Raw genomic sequence first — 22,337 nt, forward strand, 5'->3', positions numbered from 1 at the left:
ATTCTCCGACCAGGAGACTAGTCCCGCACCCCTGGACCGACAAGGCGCACGGCCCTACGCTCTGCGCACTATCTGACGCACCGTCAGCCCAAGGGGGTCGGGGATGGACACCGCCGCACACGAACTGGGCACGTCCCGCACGCTCTGGGAGCTGCTCGAACGCCGCGCCGCGCTCACCCCCGACCGCCCGGTGTTCCTCCAGGACGACCGGCGGCTGACCTTCGGCGAGCTGCGCGCGGGCGCGGAGCGGGTGGCGGCGGGCCTGTACGGCATGGGCGTACGGCCCGGCACGGTCGTCGCCTGGCAGCTGCCCACCCGCATCGAGACGGCCCTGCTGTCCTTCGCGCTGGCCCGGCTCGGCGCCGTGCAGTCGCCGGTCATCCCGTTCTACCGGGACCGGGAGGTCGGCTTCGCGCTGCGTGAGTCCCGGGCGGAGTTCTTCGCCGTACCGGGCACCTGGCGCGGCCACGACCACACGGAGATGGCGCGGCGGCTGGGTGCGAAGGGGATCTTCGAGGCGTACGACGCACTCCCCGACGGCGATCCCGCGCGGCTGCCGGCCCCGCCCGCCGAGGGCGCCTCGGTGCGCTGGATCTACTGGACCTCGGGGACCACCTCGGCCCCGAAGGGCGTGCTGCACACGGACCGTTCGCTGATCGCGGGCGGCTCCTGCCTCGCCCACGCGCTGCGTCTCACCCCGGACGACGTGGGCTCGATGGCCTTCCCGTACGCGCACATCGCGGGCCCGGACTACACGGTGATGCTGCTGCTGTACGGGTTCCCTGCGGTGCTGTTCGAGCAGTTCGCGCTGCCGGAGGCGCTCGCGGGGTACCGCAGGCACCGGGTGACGGTGGCGGGCGGCTCGACGGCCTTCTACTCGATGTTCCTCGCCGAGCAGCGCAGGCGGCCGGGCGAGAAGGTCGTCCCGACGCTGCGGCTGCTCGCGGGCGGCGGGGCGCCGAAGCCGCCCGAGATGTACCACGCCGTGGTCCGCGAGATGGGCGTGCAGCTCGCCCACGGCTACGGGATGACCGAGGTGCCGATGATCACCATGGGGGATCCGGACGACATCGCCGAGAACCTGGCGACGACGGAGGGCCGGCCGCCCGCGGGGATGGAGATACGGATCGTCGACGGGGAGGTGCGGCTGCGCGGGGAGGCCGTCTGCCGGGGCTATCTGGACCCGGCGCAGACCGCGGAGGCCTTCGACGAGGACGGGTTCCTGCGCACCGGCGACCTCGGGTACGTCACCGGCGGCGGCCACCTGGTGCTGACCGGCCGGCGCAAGGACGTGATCATCCGCAAGGGCGAGAACATCTCGGCCAGGGAGATCGAGGACCTGCTGCACCGGCATCCGGCCGTCGGGGACGTGGCGGTGATCGGGCTGCCGGACGCGGAGCGCGGGGAGCGGGTGTGCGCGGTGGTCGAGGCGGCCGTACCGCCGCCGCGGGACGGGGAGTTGACCCTGGAGGCGGTGACGGCCTACCTGCGCGCGGAAGGGCTGTCGGTGCACAAGCTCCCGGAGCAGCTGGAGGTGGTGGACGCCCTCCCACGCGGCGAGACACTACGCAAGATACTCAAATACAAGCTGCGGGAACGCTTCTCGGACACCGACCGATGAACGCCACCGGGCGTGCGAGCCACCCGGCGGTGTGTCTCACTCCGGCATCCGGCCGCCAGGCGACGGGAGCTGACCCTGGAGGGTGACGGCCTACCGCGCGCGGAAGGGCTGTCGGTGCACAAGCTCCCGGAGCAGCTGGAGGTGGTGGACGCCCTCCCACGCGGCGAGACACTGCGCAAGGTACTCAAGTACGAGCTGCGGGAACGCTTCTCGGACACCGGCGGCTGACCGCCACCGGGTGTGCGGGCGGTCAGGCCCTGTCGGCGGACTCCCTCCCCCAGCTCCGGGCGAACGACGCTCCGGGTCAGTACACCTGGGTGGTGCGGCTCACTCCGGGACGGTGAAGTAGCGGGCGAACGCGGGGACGATCTCCGGCTCCCCCACCCGGCCGTCGCCGTCGGCGTCCAGCGCCGCGGCCACCGGTCCGGCGACGTCCTCCCGGACGCCGAGGATCCGCAGCACGCGCGCGGTGTCGTCGACCGTGGCCGACCCGTCGCCGTCGGTGTCCGCGACGGCCAGGGCCGCGTGCAGGAAGGGGCGGGCGATCTCGACGAACCGCTCGGGGTTGTCGCGCAGGCGCTTGACCGCGCCGGTCACGAACTCCTCCCGGGTGATGCGCTGGTCGCCGTCCCGGTCCGCTATCCCCGCCATGCCCTGCCAGAACGCCTCGGCGCCCGCGTACAGCGCCTGGCCCTTGTCGGAGCGGGCCGCCGTGCCGAACTCGGCGAGCAGCGCCTTGGCCGCCACACTGAAGTCCTCCCGGTCGATCCAGCCGTTGCCGTCCTGGTCGAAGGTGGCGAACCGGGCTGCGATCCGGCGCTCGTACTCGCTGCTGACCATGTCTTTCGGGCCGCCTTACGTCACATGGGGTACCTCTCGCACGGAGCGTACGACGCCGGCGCCTCTCACGGAGCGGGAAAACGACGCTTGTGCCAAGACCGGGGGAATTCTGCGACAACGGCGTCATGCCGAGAGGGGCGCGGCGGTGTCATGCCGACAGGGGGCCGGCCTCCTCCTCGGTGGCCGCGGCGAGATCGGGGTGGATGTCGAAGAGGCGGCGCACCCCGAGGGCGCCGAGGACCCGGTTGACGTGCGAGCCGTCGTCGGCACCCTGGGCGGGCAGGATGAGCCGCAGCCGGCCGCGGCAGGAGCGGATGAGGCGACGCGTGGCTATCAGCACGCCGACCCCGCTGGAGTCGCAGAAGAAGACCTCGGAGAGGTCCACCACGAGCCGGCGGTGGCCCTCGGCCACCGCGTCGTGCACCCGCTGGCGCAGCACCGGCGAGGTCACCAGGTCCAGTTCGCCCGACACCCGGAGCACGGCCCAGCCGCCGCGCTCGTCCTCGGTCACTGTGAACGCCACCACCACGCCTTTCGCTCGCCGGGACCTCCCGGAACCGCCTGGAAACGGAAGTTCCCCCTACGCTTCCTTGCAGCGCGGCTGCCCAGCGGCCGTTCCCTGAAACACGGAAGCAGAAACGGAAAGCGGTCAGAAGAGACTTGTTCCAGTCGTCTTCGATCCTGTTCGATCGGATGTGGACCCACGTCCGCGGCGGCCCCTTACCACCCGCCGTCCGCCGGGGGCGCACAATGCCGCAAATGAGCGTGCTCCGCAGGACGCGCCGACTACATTCGAGGAGACGGTGGACACACACGGGACACGGGCACAGGGAGGGGGCCGCATGGCGACGAAGAGCGCACCGCCCCGCTGGGACCGCAAGATGCAGCAGCGGCTCGCACGCGGCGAGGCCGCGGCCCTCGGCGAGCTCTACGACCGGTTCGCCTCGCTGGTGCACGGCCTCGCCCACCGCGTGCTCGGCGACGAGGAGGCGGCCGACGGCATCACCCGCGAGGTCTTCGCCCACGTCTGGGAACACCCCGACGCCTACGACCCCAGGCAGGGTCCCCTGCGCTCCTGGATGGCCGCGCTGACCCACCGGCTCGCCGTGCAACGGCTGCGCGCCACCGAGACCGCCGCCCTCACCCAAGGCACCGACGCCGAGACCCGCGCCGAGGAACTGGAGCGCAAGGTGCGCCACGCCTCGGTCGCCGCCCGCGCCGACTACATCGTCCACTCCATGCCCGCCCCGCTGCGCGCCGCCCTGGACCTGGCCTACGTGCAGCGCCGCGACTACCGGCAGGCCGCCGCCGACCTCGGCGTCACCGAGGACGAGGCCCGCCGCCGGCTCCGCCTCGGCCTGCAACTGCTGTCCACAGCCCACGATGCCGGCACACCGCCGGGATACGGGGGCGCGGTGTGAGCGAAGCGGAGTGGTTCGATGCACATCACGGCCACGAGGGACCGGGCGGCGCGGACGCCGGAAGCGGTGCCGGACGTCCACCCGGGACAGGCGGACCCGACGACCCGCGGCCCGGCGCCGGGCCGGGACCCGGGCCGGACCGGCCGCCGCGCATCCCGATGCCCCGCTCCTCCGTCGAGGACACCGGGCGGCCGCTGCCCGACCTCGACCCGGTGGTGCCCGCCCCGCCCGCGCTGCCGCACGGCGTGCTGAGATCACTGCTCGGCGCATGGGCGCTGGCCGCCTGCTCGGCCGCCGAGACCGCCGCCGTCGAGGAGCACCTGGGCGAGTGCGGCAGTTGCGCCGACGAGGCGCGGCGGCTGCGCGAGGCGGTCGGCCTGCTGCACCAGCCCGAGAGCCTCGACCTGGACCCGGCGCTGCGCACCCGGGTCCTCGCGACCTGCCTTGACCGGCGTCCGCCGCGCATCCCGCTGCCCGAGTGGGCGACGCCGTACGACGCCGAGACCGCCCGGCTCGACGCGCTGCTCCAGGACATCCGGGACGCCGAGTGGCACGCGCCGGTGCGGCTGCGCTGGTTCGAGGGCGACGCGGCGACGAGCCGCCGTACCACCGTCGCCGGGGTGATCGCGCATCTGCTGTCGGTGGACGGACTGGTCGCGGTGGCGCTCGGCCTGGACGACCCGGTGGCCGGGGAGGGCGCGACGGGTCCGGCCGCGCGCACCGAGGCGTACTGGCGGGCCTCGCACTTCCCGCCGACCCGTTCCGTGCGGGCGCCCTGGCGGGAGCAGAGCCACAACCTGGTGCGGACGGTGTCCTTCACCGGGAGCGGCGCCGGGAAGCTGTCCGTCCCCTACGGCGGCTTCACCCTGCCGCTGCACGACGCGATGCTGGACCGGGCCTTCGAGTGCTGGGTGCACGCGGAGGACATCGCCGACGCGGTGGACTACCCGTACGAACCGCCCGCGCCGCGCCATCTGCACCGCATGATCGACCTGGCCGCCCGGATGCTGCCCGGGGCGCTGGCGGCCCGGCGGCAGGCGGGGCTGGCCACCATGAGCGGCACCCCGCACCTGGTCGCGGCCGGGCAGCCGGGCCGCAGCCTCCGGCTGGAGATCGAGGGCGCGGGCGGCGGCCAGTGGCTGATCCCGCTCGACTCCCCTGGCGCGGAGGGCTCAGCCGAGCTGGAGGTGGCCCATGTCGCCCTGGACGGCGTGGAGTTCTGCCGGCTGGCCGCGGGCCATGTGCCGCCGCAGGAGGCCGCGGCGGGACAGCTCGGGGACCGGGAGGCGATCCGCGACGTCCTGTTCGCCGCGGCAGGGCTGAGCCGCATGTAGCCCCGCCAGGGGCACGGGAAACTGCGCGAGCACCCCCCACGCCCCGCAGCCGCCGACGACCTGACGTCCCGAGCCGCTAGGCGAAGACCACCGTGCGACGCCCGTTGAGCAGAATGCGCCGCTCCGCATGCCACTTCACGGCCCGCGCCAGCGCCTGGCACTCCACGTCCCGGCCGATCGCCACCAGTTGGTCCGGGGTGACGTCGTGCCCCACCCGCTCGACCTCCTGCTCGATGATCGGGCCCTCGTCGAGGTCGGCCGTCACATAGTGGGCCGTGGCGCCGATCAGCTTCACACCGCGGGCGTGCGCCTGGTGGTACGGCTTCGCGCCCTTGAAGCTCGGCAGGAAGGAGTGGTGGATGTTGATGATCCGGCCGCTGAGCTGCTTGCACAGGTCGTCCGAGAGAACCTGCATATAGCGGGCGAGGACGACCAGCTCGACGTTCCGCTCGCGGACGATCTTCAGCAGCCGCTCCTCGGCCTGCGCCTTGGTCTCCTTCGTCACCGGAATGTGGTGGAAGGGCACATGGTACGACTCCACCAGTTCGGCGAATTCTGTGTGGTTGGAGACCACAGCCGCGATCTCCACCGGCAGCGCGCCGATCCGGGCCCTGAAGAGCAGGTCGTTGAGGCAGTGGCCGAACTTGCTGACCATCAGGACGATGCGCATCTTCTCGTCGGCCCGGTTGATCTGCCAGTCCATCTGGAACGAGTCACCGATCGCCGCGAAGCTCGCCCGCAGCTTGTCCACGGTGACCGGAGCCTCCGCCGAGAAGTGGACCCGCATGAAGAACAGTCCCGTGTCGTGGTCGCCGAACTGCTGGCTGTCCTCGATGTTGCACCCGGTCATGAACAGATAGCTGGACACCGCGTGCACGATGCCCTTCTTGTCCGGGCACGAGAGGGTCAGGACATACTGGTCGGACGGGGCCGCGGCCCGGGTGGACTGCTCGTTCATGCAGGACAGCGTCGCACATCCGCCCCGGCCCGCGAGGGACGGTCCGCTACCCGGACCGGGTCACGATGCGCAGCACCTCAAGGCTCCGCGGCGGCGTCTCGGGGTCGTCGCCGTCGCTCATGGACATCCGGACGTGCGCGTCCCGCGCCGCCCGCACCGCCTCCGGCCAGCCCTGGTGCTCGAGGTACGCGGCGACCGGCGCGTCCGGGCCCACCTGGTGCATGATCCGCAGCACCCGCAGGACGGCGGTGTCGATGAGCGCCGCCTCCTGGGAGTCCCGGAAGATCGTGCCGACGTACTTCTCGGCGGACCAGTTGTCCAGCCAGGTGTCCTCCACCAGCCGGTACACGGCATCGGTCACGTCCCCGTACCCGTCGACGCCGGCCAGCCAGACGTCCCGCTGGAACACCGGATCGGAGAGCATGTGCAGCGCGGAACGCACATTGCTGCGCCAGCGCCACCACGGCATGTCATTCAGTGGCATGCCGCCCATGGTGGAGGAGCGACGGCCGCGACGGGAAGAGTTCTCCGAACCTTGCACGGTCACCGATCGTACGTTCCCCGGCCGCGGCGCCTTACCGCCCCCCGTAATTCACCTCTATGTCACCTTTGGTTGACCGAGGATCACTCGCCGGTTAGCGATGTGACGGAATCGTGCGTGAGCATGACCGGCAGGCGACGCATCCGCAGGACCCTCCTCCCCGCCCTCCCCCGGCCCGTCCGTGCCACCGCGCTGTCCGCGGGCGCGCTCGTGGCCTGTGTCTCGCTCGCCGCCGGATGCGGAGTCATCCCGGGAACCGCGAGCGGCTCCGGGGACGACCCGATCAAGGTGATGACCTGGGCGCCGCAGGACACCAGTGCCACCAACAAGGCCGGCGTGCCCGCCATGGCCGCGGCCTACGCCCGCTGGCTCAACTCCCAGGGCGGCCTCAACGGCCGCAAGCTGAAGGTCCTGACCTGCAACGACCACAACAACGCGGTGGGCGCGGCGAAGTGCGCCCGGCGCGCGGTGGACGAGAACGTCGTCGCGGTCGTCGGCTCCTACAGCCAGTTCGGCGATTCCTACTTCGCACCGCTGGAGGGCGCCGGCATCGCGTACATAGGCGGCTACGGCGTGACGAACAAGGAGTTCACCAGCGCCGTGTCCTACCCGGTCAACGGCGGCCAGCCCACCCTGCTGGCGGGCCTCGGCAAGGCGCTCGCCGACAGCTGCGGCCCCGTCGCCCTGGTCCGCCCCGACAGCGTCGCCGGTGACCAGCTGCCCGAACTGATCGACTCCGGGCTGGCCTCGGGCGGGCACGACGCGGCGAAGGACCAGCTCGCGCCCGAGGACGCCACCGAGTACGGCAAGCAGTCCGAGCAGGCGCTGCGGGCGGCGACCGCCGACCCGCTGGAGAAGGGGTGCGTGGTGCCCGCGCTCGGCGGCCGCACGGACACCTTCATGGACTCCTTCCGGCGCGCCCGCGGGGACTACCCGGCGGTGCGGGCCGCCACCGTGCTCGGCAGCGTCGACCAGAGCGTGATCAACGCGACGGGCGGCGCGAACGGGCCGTACGAGGGCTCGTACATCACCGGCTGGTACCCGGTGACCTCCGACAAGCGCTGGGACCCGATGAAGAAGGTGATCAACAAGGAGGCCTTCGGCGACAACCGCATCGACCCCGCGGACGCCGGAGTGCAGACCACATGGATCGCCTACACCGTGCTGCGGGCCGTCCTGGAGAAGATCGGCGACGGTGAGGTGAGCGCCGACTCCGTGCGCCGGACCCTGAACTCCGGGTTCAAGGTCGGCACGGGCGGCCTCACCCCGACCCTCAGCTGGCCCCAACAGGGCCAGGGCAAGCTCGCGTCCGTCGGACTGGCCCGCCTGGTCAACACCGATGTGACCCTCCAGGTCGTGCGCGAGGGGCAACTGGCCGCGGCCAAGGACGGAGGCGTCGTGGACGTCACCAAGACGCTGCTGAACGCGAACCTCAGCTGAGCCGGTCACGCCCACCGCCCCGGCTCACAGCTGGGTCGGCTGGCGCTCGGTGAGGCCGTACGTCTTCGCGATCGCGTTCCACAGCGGCGCCGCCTTGGTCTTCTCGGCGCTCGCGGTGCCGCTGTCCCGGTTGCCCGCCTGGGTCTGCCCGGTGGTGCGGGCCTGTCCCTTCTTGCAGCCGTGCTTCCCGGCGGTCTGGTCCGCCCAGGCCGCGTAGTGGTCGTCGGCCGACGCCGAGGCGTGCCACGCCTTGGTGAGCGCGGTGGTCAGCTCGGCGTGGTTCGGCAGCTTGTCCACGGTCAGCTCCGACAGGCGGGTGACCAGCTCGGTGCGCTGCTTGGCCGCGTCCCGCAGGTCCGAGGCGGCCTGGTCCAGGTTCTGGCAGGTCTTCACGTCGGACACCGCCTTGATCACCGAGGCGCGGCTGCTGCCGCTGTCGGCGAGCAGCTTGTCCAGGGCGACGGCCTGCTGCTCGACGGGGTCGGCGGACGGCGACGGCGACTCCGCCTCGGCGGGGGCCGAGGCGGCGACGGTCTTGTTGTGGTCGCTCTGGTCGTCGCCCCCGCCGCTGAGCAGGGCGCCGGCGCCGAACCCGAGGACGATGATGCCGACGCCGGCGGCGGCGATCAGCGGCACGCGCGAGCCGGTCCGGCCGCCGCGTCCGCGCCCGCCGCCGTCCTGCCCGCCGCGCCGTCCGCCGCCCGGCCCCTGCGGGGCGTACGCGGGCTGCGGCTGCCCGGGGTAGGGGTCCTGCGCCTGCTGGACGGGCGGCAGCAGCTGGGTGGCCGGGGCCGGTCCCGGATCGCCCGCGGCGCTGCGGAAGAGGTTGTCGAACTCGGCGGGCGGCTGCCGGTCCCCGCCCGGAGCGCCGCCGTACGGCGCGGTCACCGGGGCGATGTACTGCGTGGCCTCGGCGTCGGGGTGGGGCGTCACGGGCTGCGGCTGGGCCGCCCGCCCCAGGAAGCGGGTGTCCTCGCCCGAGGCCTCGGGCGGCAGCGCGCCCGACGCCACGGGCGGTATGTACTGGGTGGCGCCCTCGTCCAGGGGAGCGGGCGCGGGACCGCCCGCGACGACGGGCGGTATGTACTGGGTGGCCCCCTCGTCCACGGAAGCCGGGACGGCGGGCGAGGGTATGTACGGGCTCGCGTGGTCCACGGCCGGGGGGAGCGGGGCCGCGTACGACTGCTGCTGCGGGGCACCACCGCCCCCGTACGGCTGCTGCGCCGCGTCGCCGGGGCCGTACGCCTGGTGCAGCGCGCCGTGTGCGCCGGAGCCGTACGCCGGTTCCTGCGGGGTTCCGCCGCCGTACGACGGTGCCGGGGCGCCCTCCGGGGGAAGCGGGCCCGCACCGGGGGCGGACGGCTCCTGGGGCGTCCACGCGGCGTGCTGCTGGTTCGGGGTGCCCCACTCCTGCGCGGCGGCCGGAGCCCAGCCCTGGCCGGCCTGGGGGGCTGCGGTCTGCTGCTGGTCGGGGCCCCAGGACCGGCCCCACGCCTGGCCGCCGGCCGGCGTGGCGGCCGGGAGGCCCGCGCTCGGGGCGGCCGGCCGGTTCGCGGCCGGCTGCGGGGCGGAATCGCCCGTCATGCCCGGCAGCAGGGGCTCGCCGCCGTCGGAGGGCAGCACGATGCCTTCGCGCGCGGGCTCGCCCTGTCCACTCTGCGTCACCGGGACTCCTACGAATGGGGGACCTTCGGAATCGTCGGCTCACGCTACCGGGTCCCCCGAGCCGGGTGCTACGCAGCTCAGGGCGTGGCCCTTTTCCCTGTGACGCCTGTAACAAAACCACGCCGCGGCACGCTGTTAATGGGCACATCTGTGCGGCAACGCGCCGTTTCCCGCGTGTTCACCCGCTCAACCGGCCGTCGTTCACGCCACGGCGGGTAACCGCCTCACGCGGCCTGCTGAAGGCCCAGCCGCGCCCCGAACTCCCGCACCACCGGCTCGTCCCGGTACGGCTCAAGCCGCTGCTGGAAGTCGTCCAGATACTCGGCGCCACGGTTGGACCGGAGCGTCTCCAGCAGTTCGACCGCCTGCAGACCGGTGTGGCAGGCCTGTTCGATCTCGCGCTGCTGCACCTGTGCCGTGGCGAGCAGCACATAGCCGATGGCCCGCCTGCGCGCCCGCCCTGCGGGATGCCCGGCCAGCGACTGCTCCGCACACCGCGCCGCCGCCTCGGCCTGCCCGAGGTCGCGGTGGCAGTGCGCCAACTCGTCCGCCAGATAGGCCTCGTCGTAGTGCGCGATCCACGCCGGGTCGTCCCCGGAGTCCGCGTCGGCCGACTCCATGGCCGTGATCGCCCGCCCGGACGACACCTCCGCCGCCCGTACGTCGCCCAGCAGCGCGTGCCCGCGCGCCTCGGCCGCGTGGAACATCGCCTCCGCGCGCGGGGTGACCCGGCCCCGCGCCCCCTCCTGGGCCGCCCGCGCCAACTGCGCGATCTCGCGCGGGTTCCCGAGCTGCGCGGCCAGATGACTCATGGACGCGGCGAGCACATAGCCGCCGTACCCACGGTCACCGGCCGCCTGCGCAAGGCGCAGCGACTGGATGTAGTACCGCTGGGCCAGCCCGGGTTGGCCGGTGTCGATGGCCATGTACCCGGCCAGTTCGGTCAGTCGGGCCACCGCGGCGAACAGATCGCGGCCGACCGCCTCCCGGTAGGAGCCGGCCAGCAGCCCGGAGACGACGCTGTTGAGATAGTGCACGACCACCGGGCGCACATGCCCGCTGCCGTACTGGTGGTCGAGGTCCACGAGTGCCTGGGTCATCGCGCGCACGGCCGCCACGTCCGACTGCCCCACGCGCGCGCCCGCCTGGCGCGCCACCTGCGCGTCCGGCGCCGAGATCAGCCAGTCGCGGCTCGGCTCGACCAACGCGGACGCGGCGACCGACGAGCCGGACAGGAAGTCCCTGCGGCCCACGTCGCTGCGCCACAGCTCGCAGACCTGCTCGATCGCCCCCAGCACCGTCGGCGAGAACTGGAGACCGACGCCCGAGGCCAGGTTCTTGCCGTTGGCCATCCCGATCTCGTCGATGGTGACCGTACGGCCCAGCTTGCGGCCCAGCGCCTCCGCGATGATCGCCGGGGCACGTCCGCGCGGCTGCTGTCCGCGCAGCCAACGGGCCACGGACGTCTTGTCGTAGCGCAGGTCGAGGCCGTGCTCGGCGCCGCACATGTTGACCCGGCGGGCCAGCCCGGCGTTCGAGCACCCCGCCTCCTGGATGAGCGCCTGCAGCCGTTCGTTCGGCTGCCGCGCGACGAGAGGCCTTGCGGCCATGGCATACCCCCTGCGAACCCCTGGAGCGAAAGTTCCGGCTGTGAAGATCGATGCCCCGCGTCATGCCGAAAATGCAGGACATGCGAGGATTGCCGGAGTACCGGAGTAAAGGCTGGTGCCGACCCCCACGAGTGGCTACCCCGGTCACGCCCCGCTTCCTCCCGCGCGCCCCCACCGATGCACCCATGCGCCCCAGTTGAGGAATCGATGCTCCTCCCCGCGCGCGGTCCCGTCATCGGGTCGGCCGTAACCCGAGGTGGGCGCGGGAGTTGAGTGGGGCGTGGAAAAGACGATCGCCGGCCCCGAAGCCGCCCATATTCCGAAACAGCGCGGGGAATCGCTGCTGGAGACCGCCGTTCGCTACGCAGAGGAGCGTCACTGGGACGTGTTCCCCGGCACCTGGCTGGAAGCCGCCGGCGGGAAGCAGCGCTGCTCCTGCGGCAACGCCATGTGCGCCGCCCCCGGCGCACACCCGGGGCGCGCGGACTGGGCGGCCCAGGCGACCGGGAGTGCGGCGGTCGCCCGCCGGATGTGGCACAAGCAGCCGAAGGCCTCGATCCTGCTGCCGACGGGCCGCACCTTCGACGCGCTGTCCGTGTCGGAGTCCGCCGGGTTCCTGGCGCTGGCCCGGATGGAGCGGATGGAGCTGACGCTCGGGCCGGTGACGCTCACCCCGGACCGGCGGATGAACTTCTTCGTGCTGCCGGGCGCGGCGCAGAAGCTGCCGGATCTGGTGCCCAGGCTGGGCTGGTCGGTGGGGTCGCTCGATCTCGTCGTGCTGGGCGAGGGGGCGTGGGTGGCTGCGCCGCCTACGCGGATCGGGTCGCGGGGGGCCGTGCAGTGGGCCTGCCGGCCGACTGCCTCGAATCGGTGGTTGCCGGATGTGGAGGAGTTGATCTCGGCTTTGGCGTATGCGTGCGGGAGGGATCGGTAGGGGGCGCCTGTTCGCCGTGGGTGCGTTGGGGTTCTGTGGCGAGTGCGGCGTGGTGTCGGTGGGGGGCGCCTGTTCGCCGTGGGTGCGTGGGGTTCTGTGGCGAGTGCGGCGTGGTGGGGGGGGGGCTCGCGCAGTTCCCCGCGCCCCTTCGGGGCGGTTGTGTCACCGTTGGGATTTCATCTGCGCGGGATTGGTTTTCGGTCGCCTAGTCGCCATGTCTAGTTCAGGTTCTGTGGCGAGTGCGGCGTAGTGGGGGTTCTCGCGCAGTTCCCCGCGCCCCTTCGGGGGCGTTGTCGTGCTGCTTCGCCATAGGGTTGGTGGGTGATGGAGGGAGTTGTGGTGGGGTCAGCTGCTGTGTGTGTGCGTGGGTTGTGGAAGCGGTTCGGGCAGCAGGTTGCCGTTGCCGGGGTCGATCTGGAGCTGCCCGCGGGGAAGTTCATCGGGCTGGTGGGACCCAACGGCGCCGGGAAGACCACCACCCTGTCGATGGTGACCGGGCTGCTCCGGCCCGACCAGGGAAGCGTCGAGGTGGTCGGCCACGACGTGTGGCGGGACCCGGTGGCCGTCAAGGCGCGGATCGGGGTGCTCCCGGAGGGGCTGCGGCTGTTCGAGCGGCTGTCGGGGCGAGAGCTGCTCGGCTACTCCGGGCGGTTGCGGGGCCTGCCCGGGGCCGAGGTGGACAAGCGGGCCGGCCAGCTGCTGGACGTGCTCGATCTCACCGGGGCCCAGCACAAGCTCGTCGTCGACTACTCCACCGGCATGCGCAAGAAGATCGGGCTCGCCGCGGCCCTCCTCCACAACCCCGAAGTCCTCTTCCTCGACGAGCCGTTCGAGGGCGTCGACCCGGTGTCCGCGCAGACCATCCGGGGTGTCCTGGAGCGGTACACGGCCTCCGGCGCCACCGTCGTCTTCTCCTCCCACGTCATGGAACTCGTCGAGTCGCTGTGCGACTGGGTGGCCGTGATGGCGGCGGGCCGCATCCGCGCGACCGGCCCGCTGTCCGAGGTGCGCGGGGAGCACACCACCCTCCAGGGGGCGTTCCTGGAACTGGTCGGCGCGCAGGGCCGCGACGCCGGGTCCGATCTGGACTGGCTGGGCGGCGGGGCCCGATGACCGACGTCACCGCCACCGTCGTACGGCTGAAACTGTCCCTGCTGCGCAACGGGCTCAGACAGTCCGGCGGCCGGCGGGCCGCGTTCATCGCCTCGGCCGTCGTCGCGCTCCTGTTCGCCGCGCTGCAACTGCTCGGCCTGCTCGCGCTGCGCGGGCATGCCCACGCCGACGCCGTCGCGGTGCTGGGGACGGCCGTGCTGGCGCTGGGCTGGGCCGTGCTGCCGCTGTTCTTCCCCAGCGGGGACGAGACGCTGGACCCGACCCGGCTGGTGATGCTGCCGCTGCGCCCGCGCCCGCTGGTGCGGGCCCTGCTGGCGGCCTCGCTGGTCGGCATCGGCCCGCTGTTCACGCTGCTCCTGCTGGTCGGCTGCGCGCTGTCGGTCGCGCGGGGCGCCGCCGCCTACGTCACCGCCGTCGTCGCGGTCGTCCTCGCACTGCTGGTGTGCGTGGCCCTCGCCCGGGCCGTGGCCGCCGCCAACGTGCGGCTGCTGACCAGCCGAAAGGGCCGCGATCTCGCGGTGCTCAGCGGGCTGGTCATCGCGATCGGCGCGCAACTCGTCAACTTCGGCGCGCAGCGGCTGGGATCGGGCGGGCTCGGCCAGCTGTCCCCGGCCGCGGATGTACTGCGCTGGCTGCCGCCCGCCTCCGCGGTGGGCGCGGTGCACGCGGTGAGCGAGCGGTCCTACGGCCTGGCCGCCGCCCAACTGCTGCTGACCGCGGCGGCGTTGGCGCTGCTGGTCGCCGTGTGGGCGCGCAGCCTGACCCGGCTGATGACCGCGCCCGACGGCTCCACCCTGCAGGCCGCCGACAGCGGCGCCCGCGAACGCGCCTCGGCCGGGGGACTCGGGCGGCTGCTGCCCGCGGGCCGCACCGGCACGGTCATGGAGCGCTCCCTGCGCTATGTCTGGCGCGATCCCAAGACCAAGGCCGCGTGGGTGACCTCGCTGGCCATCGGCCTGATCGTGCCGGTGTTCAACGCGTTGCAGGGCACGGGGTCGATCTACTTCGCCTGCTTCGCCGCCGGGATGCTCGGCATCCAGATGTACAACCAGTTCGGGCAGGACACGTCCGCGTTCTGGATGGTGGCCATGACCATCTCGTCCAGCCGGGACGCGTATGTCGAGCTGCGCGCGCGGGCCCTGGCGCTGCTGGTGATCACCCTGCCGTACGCCGCCCTCGTGACCGTGCTGACCGCGGCCGTACTGGGCGACTGGCCCCGGCTACCCGAGGCGCTCGGCCTGTCCTTCGCGCTGCTCGGGGCGATGCTGGCGACCGGCGCGTGGACCTCGGCCCGCTTCCCGTACTCCATCCCGCAGGAGGGCTACAAGAACGTGGCACCCGGGCAGGCCGGCCTCGCCTGGATCGCGATCTTCGGCGGCATGGTCTCGGCGGCCCTGCTGTGCGCGCCCGTCATCGCGCTCACCATCTGGCTGAACGTGAGCGCGGACGGCGACGCCTTCACCTGGCTGCTGCTGCCGGTCGGCGCCGTCTACGGCACGGCGGTCACCCTGCTGGGCCTGCGGCTTGCAGCCCCGCGGACGGCGGCCCGCCTGCCGGAGATACTGGCAGCGGTCAGCAAGGGCTGACTGACGGCATCCGCTGCGCCGGCGCACGACGGTCCGCAGCCGCCGGCTGACGGGACCGCGCGGAGGCGACGGGCGCCCGGCCCGCGCCCTGTGCGGACCGCTCTCACCCCATGAGGACCGCGTCCAGGAACGGTTCGATCACCGCGCGCCAGGCATCCGGCTGGTCGTAGTGGACAAAGTGGCCGGCATCGGTGACCTCCGCGTACTGGCCGCGGGGCAGGACCCGGACCATCTCCTGGGCCTCGGCGCGGCCCAGCTCGCCGTCGAGACCGCGGACCACCAGGGCGGGGCAGCGGACCTGGGCCAGCTCCTCCCAGTGCGCGTCGTAGACCCACGTCTCGCGGGACTTCAGCATCCGCTCGGGCTCGAAGACGGGCCGCCAGCCGTCGGCGGACTCGTGCATGACCTCGGCGAAGAACGCGCCGCGTGCCGGGTTCGGGCGGTCCACCCAGGGGTCGTCCTCGCCGAACCACTTGCGCACGTCGGCCAGGGTGGCGAAGGGCACCGGCCAGGTCTTGAACCAGTCGGCCCACTCGCGCTGCGACGCCCCGCCGAGCGCGGAGGCCCGCATGTCGCAGATGATCAGGGCGCGCACCAGGTCGGGGCGCTTGGCGGCCAGCTGCCAGGCGGTGAGCGCGCCCATGGCGTGGCCGATGAGCACGGCCGGGCCGAGACCGAGCTGCTCGACGGCCGCCTCGGCATCGTCGATATAGGCATCACGGGTGTAGGCGACCTGCGGGGGCTGCTCGCTCTGACCGTGGCCGCGCTGATCGAGCGCGACGGCTCGATGGCGCTCGGAGAGCCAGCGGGCGGTGGCCGCCCAGTGCGAGGCGCGGCCCATCAGACCATGCAGTAACAGCACCCCGGGCTCGTGCTCCGGGTCCGTCTTGGGAGGATCTGCGAACTCCCAGGCGGCCAGGCCCACGCCGCCCGCTCCCCTCACATCGATACGCCGTGCCATGCGCTGGCACCCCCCTAGCTCCGCTCGGACCGTACCGCTGTCCTGCCGTCGTACCGCTGCGTTGCGCAGATACTGCCGAACGCTGCCCTAGATTATCGAATGACTATTCGAAACTACTGCCTCTGCGGGCAACACCCCTCATTCGAGTGACCCCCGGCGAGGAATGATCGTCGCCACCGAGGGGAGTTCTTACGCGGGAGGCGGACCGCTCGGGGAAAACGGTCCGCGGGGATGACCCTGGGAGCTCGGGGCTCCGGGTCAGCACAGGGGAGGACAGGCCCCGGCGCCGCACGGCGCCGGGGCCCTCCCCCTGTCTGCGGCACATCCTCCCCACCCCCCAGCGGTCATATGCCTCTCGCGACAGCCTCGCACGGGAAGCGTCCGAGCGCTGCCGTTCAGCGCGCCGAATCCTGGACTCGGCCCCCTTCGACGCTGCGCCCCGACCGGCCCGCCGGCCACCGGAGTTGACGGACCTGACGGTGCCCGGGCGCCGTGCGCTCAACGCTTGGCGACGAACACATGGGAGGCCACGTCCGCGTCCAGCTCGGCCGCCTCGCCGCTGCTGCCCACGAGCACACCGGCCGCCGACTCGGTCACGCTCACCACCGAACCGGGCTGCACGCCCGCCCGGCGCAGCGTGTACATCAGCTGCGCGTCGGTCTGGATCGGCTCGCCGATGCGGCGGACGACGACCGTCTTGCCGTCCGCGCCCGGGTCGAGATCCGCCAGCGACACCATGCCCTCGTCCAGGAACGGGTCGGCCCCGTCCTTCTCGCCCAGTTCCTCCAGGCCCGGGATGGGGTTGCCGTACGGCGACTCGGTCGGGTGGCGCAGCAGCTCCAGGACGCGGCGCTCCACCGCCTCGCTCATCACGTGCTCCCAGCGGCACGCCTCGGCGTGCACCTGCTCCCACTCCAGGCCGATCACGTCGACGAGCAGGCACTCCGCGAGCCGGTGCTTGCGCATCACGCGCGTGGCCAGCCTGCGGCCCTCCTCCGTCAGCTCCAGGTGCCGGTCGCTCGCGACCGAGACCAGACCGTCGCGCTCCATCCGCGCGACCGTCTGGCTCACCGTCGGCCCGCTCTGGTCCAGCCGCTCGGCGATGCGGGCGCGCATCGGGACCACGCCTTCCTCTTCCAGTTCGAGGATGGTGCGGAGATACATCTCCGTGGTGTCGATCAGTCCGGACATACGTGCCCCTCGATTACCTCTGCCGGAAGCTCACCGCTCCCCGGCGTGCGCTGGCCCTGGCCTCAATTCTGACGCATACCACCGACAAGCGTGCCGCGCCGCCGAAACCACGGGGTTACGAGTACGTACGCGGGGCGCGTCCTGGACCGTACCTCCCGTATTGACAGCGCGCTGGTCCAGACCGCACGGTGATCCGCGACACAGACGCTGCGAAGGGGCACCGCATGAGCGACGGCACATCGGCCGACCAGTTCTTCGACGCCGCCATCGGCCTGCTGCAACGGGTCCGTGACGAGGAGTCCGCGGCCGTCGCCGCCGCCGGCACGCTCCTCGCCGACACCGTCGAGGCCGGCGGCCGGCTGTTCGCCTTCGGCGCCGGTCACTCCTCCCTCGCCGCCCAGGACATCGTGTACCGCGCCGGCGGTCTCGCCCTGATGAATCTGCTCACCGTCCCCGGAACCGTCGGCGTCGATGTCGTCCCCGCCACCCTCGGCTCCGCGCTCGAACGCGTCGACGGTCTGGCCGCCGCCGTCCTGGACACCTCGCCGCTCCGGGCCGGCGACGCCCTCGTGATCATCTCGCTCTCCGGCCGCAACGCACTCCCCGTGGAGATGGCGATGCACGCCCGCGCCCTGGGGGTCAGGGTCATCGGCGTGACCTCGGTGGCGTACGCCACGGAGACGTCGTCCCGGCACTCCTCCGGCACCTATCTGAAGGACCACTGCGACATCGTCCTGGACTCGAAGATCGCGGTCGGCGACGCGGAACTCACCCTCGACACCATCCCGGCCCCCTTCGCCCCCGCCTCCACGGTCGTCACCAGCGCGCTTCTCCAGGCGGTGATGGCCGTGACGGCGGAGACCCTCGCCGCCCGCGGCACCGAACCGCCGCTGCTGCGCTCCGGGAACGTCGACGGCGGCCACGAGTGGAACAGCCGGATCATGGACGAGTACGGGGACCGGATCTTCTACCGCCACTGACCGCCCCGGCGAGACGCCCTGAAGGGGCCGCGGGGAACTGCGCGACCAGCCACGATGGTGCCGCAGCCGACCGACGGCGCATCGCGGCAGCTCCAGCGGAGCGCTCAGCGGCGACCGCGGCACCCCGGACGCCGGCAAGACGTCACCGGCACGCCCCCTCGGCCCGCGTGATCGTCGGCCACACCGGCAGCCCGCCCTCCGCATAGGCCGCGCGAGCGGGACGCGGCGCTCAGCGGTCCCGCGTCGTCTCCGCCAGGTCCAGGGCCGTTGCTATGCGGGCGGCCACGTCCTCCGCGTAGGTCGCGTCGATGCGTTCGAAGCGGGCGCGGGCCGCGCCGCGCAGGAACGTCACGACGCCCAGCGTACGTCCCCGGCTGCGCAGCACCGCGCACAGCGCGTGCACGCAGTCCGCGGGCCACTGCCGGGCCAGCGCCCACTCCCGGGCCCGGTCCGCGGACATGGTGCCCGCGTCGGCCCGCACCGTCCCGGCCCGCTCGGCGCACTGCAGCGCGGGGTGGCCGTCCTCGTAGCGCACCGGCAGCCCGGCCGCGCCGGTGAGCAGGCTGGGCCCCGGCGCACCGGAAGGAGTCGCGGCTATCCGCACCAACCGCACCGGCGCCGCACCGGCGTCCGCCGGCGGCGGGCCCGCCACCCGGTCGATCAGCGCGTGGTCGGCGAAACCGGCGAGCGCGAAGTCGAGATGGACGGTGGCCGCCTCCGCCGGATCCTCGCACTCGGCCGCCGCACGGGCCGCCCGGTGCAGCTGGTTGGCGCGGAAGCGCAGCAGCGACGCCTCCTGCTCGCCCTGCTTGGCCTCGGTCACGTCCTGGAACAGCCAGCCGACCCCGAGCGGCACCGGCTCCTCCGCGAGCGGCGAGGCGAGCCGCAGGAAGCCACTGCGCCAGCACCGCCGCTGCTCGCCCTCGGCGGTCCGCACCGCCACCCACATCTCGGCCGGAGCGGGCGGCGGACCCTCGGCCAGCACATGGGTGAGCGCGCCCTCCAGCTCCTCCACGCCCTGGGCGAGCAGTTCGCCCAGGGGCCGTCCCAGCGCGGACGTACGCCCGATGCCCAGCGCCCGCGCCGCGTGCGCGTTCACGACCGCGGGCCGCAGGTCGGCGTCGACGAGCACGACGCCCCACGCCGCGTCCTCGAACAGCGCCTCGCTCAGCGCGATCGACCGCTCCAGGTCGATCTGCGCGTGCACCTCGCTGAAGGCGCAGTACACGCCGGCCGGCTTGCCGTCCGGTCCGCGCACCGCCGCGGACTGGGTCCGTACCAGGACCCGGCCGCCGTCCTTGGTGACCAGCGCGAACTCATGCACCTGCCGACCGGGCGCATGCATCGCGGAGAGCAGCCGGCCCTCGACCTCCTCGGCGTCGGCACTGCGCACCGCCCAGCCCGCGAACCCCCGCCGCCCCACGGCCTCGGCGGCGGTCCAGCCGAGGATCCGCTCCGCCTCCCGGTTCCAGTGGGTGACCACGCCGTCCGCGTCGAAGGCGCACAGCGCCGCGTCCATCCCGTCCAGCAGCGCGGCGAGAAGGTCGGAGCCGCCCGGGTCGTCCGGGCCGGACGCGCCCGCGCCACCGTCCCGCTCGGGCTCGTCCGGCCCCAGTTCGTCGGTGGTCCCACTACGCCGGGAAGCACTCACCTGGACCCCCTGCAGGCTGCGTCCGCACACACGGCGCGAAGGTTCGTTCTCTGCCTCTCATTCAACTCGAACGTGACACAACGCACACTTGGTTCCCGCAAGATTGAAGGAATCGTTGTAGACACCCGGGTACCCACTCGGCCGCGCACCGTGGCACAACCGACGCCGCCATAAATCCCTTGAACACCGGTCGCCCCCTTCTTAGGGTGGCTGTTACGTCGGAAAGGAGGTGATCGGGTACATGAGTGAAACCCGGACGCGCGAGGTGGCTGCGGGCTAGCGGCCTGCCACCACACCCAGTGCGGTGCCGGACCGGCGTGGGCAAGCGACACGCAGCCGGCCAATCCAACGCAGTCACCCGACCCGCGGGCTCGCCGGTACGTCCGGCCGGCTCCTCCGCCATCCGGCGCAGGACCTGAGCCCGCGGGTCGTCTGCGTGTGCGGACGGGTCCCGCGGGCCCGGAGATCCGTCGAACCGGTCAGGGGCTGAGCCGTTCCAGCCGCCACGTGCCGTCCGCCTCGGCGACGTAGCGCAGCCGGTCGTGCAGCCGGTTCTCGCGGCCCTGCCAGAACTCGACGGTCCGCGGGGCGATGCGGAAGCCGCCCCAGTTCGGCGGCACCGGCACCTGCTCGCCCTCCGGATAGCGGGCGGCCAGCTCGGCGTAGGACGCCTCGAGACCGGCCCGGGACGGGATCACCGACGACTGGGCGCTGGCCCAGGCGCCGAGCTGGGAGCCGTGCGGGCGGGTGCGGAAATAGGCGGCGGTCTCGTCGCGGCCGGTGCGCCGGGCGGTGCCCGTGACGACGATCTGACGGGCGATCGGGTGCCAGGGGAAGACCACGGACACGTACGGGTTGCCGGCCAGCTCACGGGCCTTGCGGGAGTCGTAGTTGGTGTAGAAGACGAAGCCCCGTTCGTCGTACTGCTTCAGCAGGACCGTACGGGAGCTGGGGCGGCCCTCGGCGTCCGCCGTGGAGACGACCATCGCGTTCGGCTCGTAGAGCGTGCCGTGCGCCGCGGCCAGTGCGGCGTGCTCGAACCAGCGGGCGAACTGGTCCATCGGGTGCGCGGCCAGGCCGGTCTCGTCGAGACCTTCCACCCGGTAGTGCTTGCGCATGGCGGCGGGATCGAGGATGGGGTCGCGGTCGGTCACGCGGTCATCTTGCCGTATGCGTGTACGCACGCGTGTGGCACCGAGTGCCGCGGACCCTCCCCACCGCCGGGGCCCGGGGTTATGGTGCTGGTGCCCCAACGACTGGGTGAGCGTCGGCCGGTCGGGGCATCACCGGGGTGACCGCCCGGACCGCGAGTCCTGAGAGCGACCGTGGAACCGTGGTGGTATCCGCGTCCCGGCCTGTGCCGCACACACCACGAGGAGCCGCCCCATGTCCGATTTCGTACCCGGGCTCGAAGGAGTCGTCGCGTTCGAGACGGAGATCGCCGAACCGGACAAGGAGGGCGGCGCCCTGCGCTACCGGGGTGTCGACATCGAGGAACTCGTGGGGCACGTCTCGTTCGGGAACGTGTGGGGTCTGCTCGTGGACGGCGCCTTCAACCCCGGCCTGCCGCCCGCCGAGCCGTTCCCGATCCCCGTCCACTCCGGCGACATCCGGGTCGACGTGCAGTCGGCGCTCGCCATGCTCGCCCCGGTGTGGGGGCTGAAACCGCTGCTCGACATCGACGAGGAACAGGCCCGCGACGACCTCGCCCGGGCGGCGGTGATGGCCCTGTCGTACGTCGCCCAGTCGGCGCGCGGCCAGACGCTGCCGATGGTGCCCCAGCGGGAGATCGACAAGGCGCGGACGATCGTCGAGCGGTTCATGATCCGCTGGCGCGGCGAGCCGGACCCGAAGCATGTCGCGGCCGTCGACGCCTACTGGACCTCCGCCGCCGAACACGGCATGAACGCCTCCACCTTCACCGCCCGCGTCATCGCCTCGACCGGTGCCGACGTGGCCGCCGCGCTGTCCGGCGCGGTGGGCGCCATGTCGGGCCCGCTGCACGGCGGCGCCCCGTCCCGGGTCCTCGGGATGATCGAGGAGATCGAGCGGACCGGCGACGCGGAGGCGTACGTCAAGCAGGCCCTGGACCGGGGCGAACGGCTGATGGGCTTCGGGCACCGGGTGTACCGGGCCGAGGACCCCCGCGCGCGGGTGCTGCGGCGCACCGCCCGTGAACTGGGCGCGCCGCGCTACGAGATCGCCGAGGCGCTGGAGAAGGCGGCCCTGGAGGAGCTGCACAGCCGCCGCCCGGACCGGGTCCTCGCCACGAACGTCGAGTTCTGGGCGGCGATCATGCTGGACTTCGCCGAGGTTCCCGCGCAGATGTTCACGTCCATGTTCTCCTGCGCCCGGACCGCGGGCTGGTCGGCGCACATCCTGGAGCAGAAGCGGACGGGGCGCCTGGTGCGGCCTTCGGCGCGGTATGTGGGGCCCGGGCCACGCAGCCCTCGGGAGGTCGCGGGCTACGCGGACATCGCCCGCTGAGGAG

Annotated in this window: 19 protein-coding genes and 1 pseudogene; 10 read left to right on the forward strand and 10 right to left on the reverse strand. The window is 72.8% G+C overall.

Annotation, left to right across the window (positions count from 1 at the left end):
• The first annotated feature begins 103 nt into the window (after window positions 1-103).
• On the forward strand, window positions 104-1,621 hold the full coding sequence (locus CTZ28_RS25035; protein WP_121891942.1) for a class I adenylate-forming enzyme family protein: 1,518 nt from the start codon (window positions 104-106) through the stop codon (window positions 1,619-1,621).
• Window positions 1,622-1,684: 63 nt separating this feature from the next.
• Window positions 1,685-1,849, forward strand: a pseudogene (locus CTZ28_RS49985) (cyclohexanecarboxylate-CoA ligase); the annotation flags it as partial.
• 99 nt (window positions 1,850-1,948) lie between these two features.
• On the opposite strand, the gene CTZ28_RS25045 reads toward CTZ28_RS49985, so the two are convergent.
• Together CTZ28_RS25045 and CTZ28_RS25050 are read right to left on the reverse strand one after the other, a co-directional pair.
• Window positions 1,949-2,461: an EF-hand domain-containing protein gene (locus CTZ28_RS25045; protein WP_121891944.1), complete on the reverse strand. Its 513-nt coding sequence runs from the start codon at window positions 2,459-2,461 to the stop codon at window positions 1,949-1,951.
• Window positions 2,462-2,609: 148 nt separating this feature from the next.
• The gene (locus CTZ28_RS25050; RefSeq protein ID WP_121891945.1) at window positions 2,610-2,990 is read right to left on the reverse strand and encodes an STAS domain-containing protein; all 381 of its coding nucleotides are present in this window, start codon (window positions 2,988-2,990) and stop codon (window positions 2,610-2,612) included.
• A 313-nt stretch (window positions 2,991-3,303) separates the two neighbouring features.
• Here CTZ28_RS25050 and CTZ28_RS25055 point away from each other — a divergent pair, with 313 nt between their 5' ends.
• Window positions 3,304-3,882, forward strand: a complete 579-nt coding sequence (locus CTZ28_RS25055; protein WP_121891946.1) for a sigma-70 family RNA polymerase sigma factor — start codon at window positions 3,304-3,306, stop codon at window positions 3,880-3,882.
• Entirely contained in the window at window positions 3,879-5,216 is a 1,338-nt protein-coding gene (locus CTZ28_RS25060) for a maleylpyruvate isomerase N-terminal domain-containing protein (protein WP_183154571.1), read from the forward strand. Before CTZ28_RS25055 ends, CTZ28_RS25060 begins: the two co-directional genes overlap by 4 nt.
• A 76-nt stretch (window positions 5,217-5,292) precedes the next feature.
• On the opposite strand, the gene purU is transcribed toward CTZ28_RS25060, so the two are convergent.
• Together purU and CTZ28_RS25070 are read right to left on the reverse strand one after the other, a co-directional pair.
• A complete protein-coding gene (purU, locus tag CTZ28_RS25065; RefSeq protein WP_121891948.1) occupies window positions 5,293-6,174 on the reverse strand; it encodes a formyltetrahydrofolate deformylase in 882 nt (293 codons plus the stop codon).
• 46 nt (window positions 6,175-6,220) lie between these two features.
• Window positions 6,221-6,721 carry an SCO4402 family protein gene (locus CTZ28_RS25070; protein WP_121891949.1) on the reverse strand — a complete coding sequence of 167 codons (501 nt, stop codon included), beginning with the start codon at window positions 6,719-6,721 and terminating at the stop codon, window positions 6,221-6,223.
• A gap of 117 nt (window positions 6,722-6,838) precedes the next feature.
• Between CTZ28_RS25070 and CTZ28_RS25075 the strand changes: the two genes are divergently transcribed.
• Window positions 6,839-8,155: an ABC transporter substrate-binding protein gene (locus CTZ28_RS25075; protein WP_183154572.1), complete on the forward strand. Its 1,317-nt coding sequence runs from the start codon at window positions 6,839-6,841 to the stop codon at window positions 8,153-8,155.
• A 24-nt stretch (window positions 8,156-8,179) separates the two neighbouring features.
• Here CTZ28_RS25075 and CTZ28_RS25080 read toward each other — a convergent pair whose 3' ends face one another.
• Together CTZ28_RS25080 and CTZ28_RS25085 are read right to left on the reverse strand one after the other, a co-directional pair.
• A complete protein-coding gene (locus CTZ28_RS25080; RefSeq protein ID WP_121891950.1) occupies window positions 8,180-9,820 on the reverse strand; it encodes a hypothetical protein in 1,641 nt (546 codons plus the stop codon).
• A gap of 224 nt (window positions 9,821-10,044) precedes the next feature.
• On the reverse strand, window positions 10,045-11,430 hold the full coding sequence (locus tag CTZ28_RS25085; RefSeq protein WP_121891951.1) for an NsdA family TPR-like regulatory protein: 1,386 nt from the start codon (window positions 11,428-11,430) through the stop codon (window positions 10,045-10,047).
• Between the two features lie 280 nt (window positions 11,431-11,710).
• On the opposite strand from CTZ28_RS25085, the gene CTZ28_RS25090 reads away from it, so the two are divergent.
• From CTZ28_RS25090 to CTZ28_RS25100, 3 genes are all read left to right on the forward strand, one after another.
• Entirely contained in the window at window positions 11,711-12,364 is a 654-nt protein-coding gene (locus CTZ28_RS25090) for a bifunctional DNA primase/polymerase (RefSeq protein ID WP_121891952.1), read from the forward strand.
• Window positions 12,365-12,685: 321 nt separating this feature from the next.
• Window positions 12,686-13,477 carry an ABC transporter ATP-binding protein gene (locus CTZ28_RS25095; protein WP_121891953.1) on the forward strand — a complete coding sequence of 264 codons (792 nt, stop codon included), beginning with the start codon at window positions 12,686-12,688 and terminating at the stop codon, window positions 13,475-13,477.
• Entirely contained in the window at window positions 13,474-15,063 is a 1,590-nt protein-coding gene (locus CTZ28_RS25100) for a transporter (RefSeq protein WP_121891954.1), read from the forward strand. Before CTZ28_RS25095 ends, CTZ28_RS25100 begins: the two co-directional genes overlap by 4 nt.
• Window positions 15,064-15,166: 103 nt before the next feature.
• On the opposite strand, the gene CTZ28_RS25105 is transcribed toward CTZ28_RS25100, so the two are convergent.
• Entirely contained in the window at window positions 15,167-16,024 is an 858-nt protein-coding gene (locus tag CTZ28_RS25105; RefSeq protein WP_121891955.1) for an alpha/beta fold hydrolase, read from the reverse strand.
• 498 nt (window positions 16,025-16,522) lie between these two features.
• Window positions 16,523-17,215, reverse strand: coding sequence for an iron-dependent transcriptional repressor DtxR (locus CTZ28_RS25110; RefSeq protein WP_121891956.1), 693 nt, complete (start codon window positions 17,213-17,215; stop codon window positions 16,523-16,525).
• Window positions 17,216-17,439: 224 nt separating this feature from the next.
• Between CTZ28_RS25110 and CTZ28_RS25115 the strand changes: the two genes are divergently transcribed.
• Window positions 17,440-18,195, forward strand: coding sequence for an SIS domain-containing protein (locus tag CTZ28_RS25115; protein ID WP_121891957.1), 756 nt, complete (start codon window positions 17,440-17,442; stop codon window positions 18,193-18,195).
• Window positions 18,196-18,424: 229 nt separating this feature from the next.
• Here the strand turns inward: CTZ28_RS25115 and CTZ28_RS25120 are convergent, their stop codons facing one another.
• Together CTZ28_RS25120 and pdxH are read right to left on the reverse strand one after the other, a co-directional pair.
• Window positions 18,425-19,846, reverse strand: a complete 1,422-nt coding sequence (locus CTZ28_RS25120; protein ID WP_121892043.1) for a PAS domain-containing protein — start codon at window positions 19,844-19,846, stop codon at window positions 18,425-18,427.
• A 479-nt stretch (window positions 19,847-20,325) separates the two neighbouring features.
• On the reverse strand, window positions 20,326-21,000 hold the full coding sequence (gene pdxH, locus CTZ28_RS25125; protein ID WP_121891958.1) for a pyridoxamine 5'-phosphate oxidase: 675 nt from the start codon (window positions 20,998-21,000) through the stop codon (window positions 20,326-20,328).
• A gap of 232 nt (window positions 21,001-21,232) precedes the next feature.
• Here pdxH and CTZ28_RS25130 point away from each other — a divergent pair, with 232 nt between their 5' ends.
• Window positions 21,233-22,333, forward strand: coding sequence for a citrate synthase 2 (locus CTZ28_RS25130; protein WP_121891959.1), 1,101 nt, complete (start codon window positions 21,233-21,235; stop codon window positions 22,331-22,333).
• Window positions 22,334-22,337: the final 4 nt, after the last annotated feature.

The organism is Streptomyces shenzhenensis, from assembly GCF_003688995.1.
Taxonomy (GTDB): domain Bacteria; phylum Actinomycetota; class Actinomycetes; order Streptomycetales; family Streptomycetaceae; genus Streptomyces; species Streptomyces shenzhenensis_A.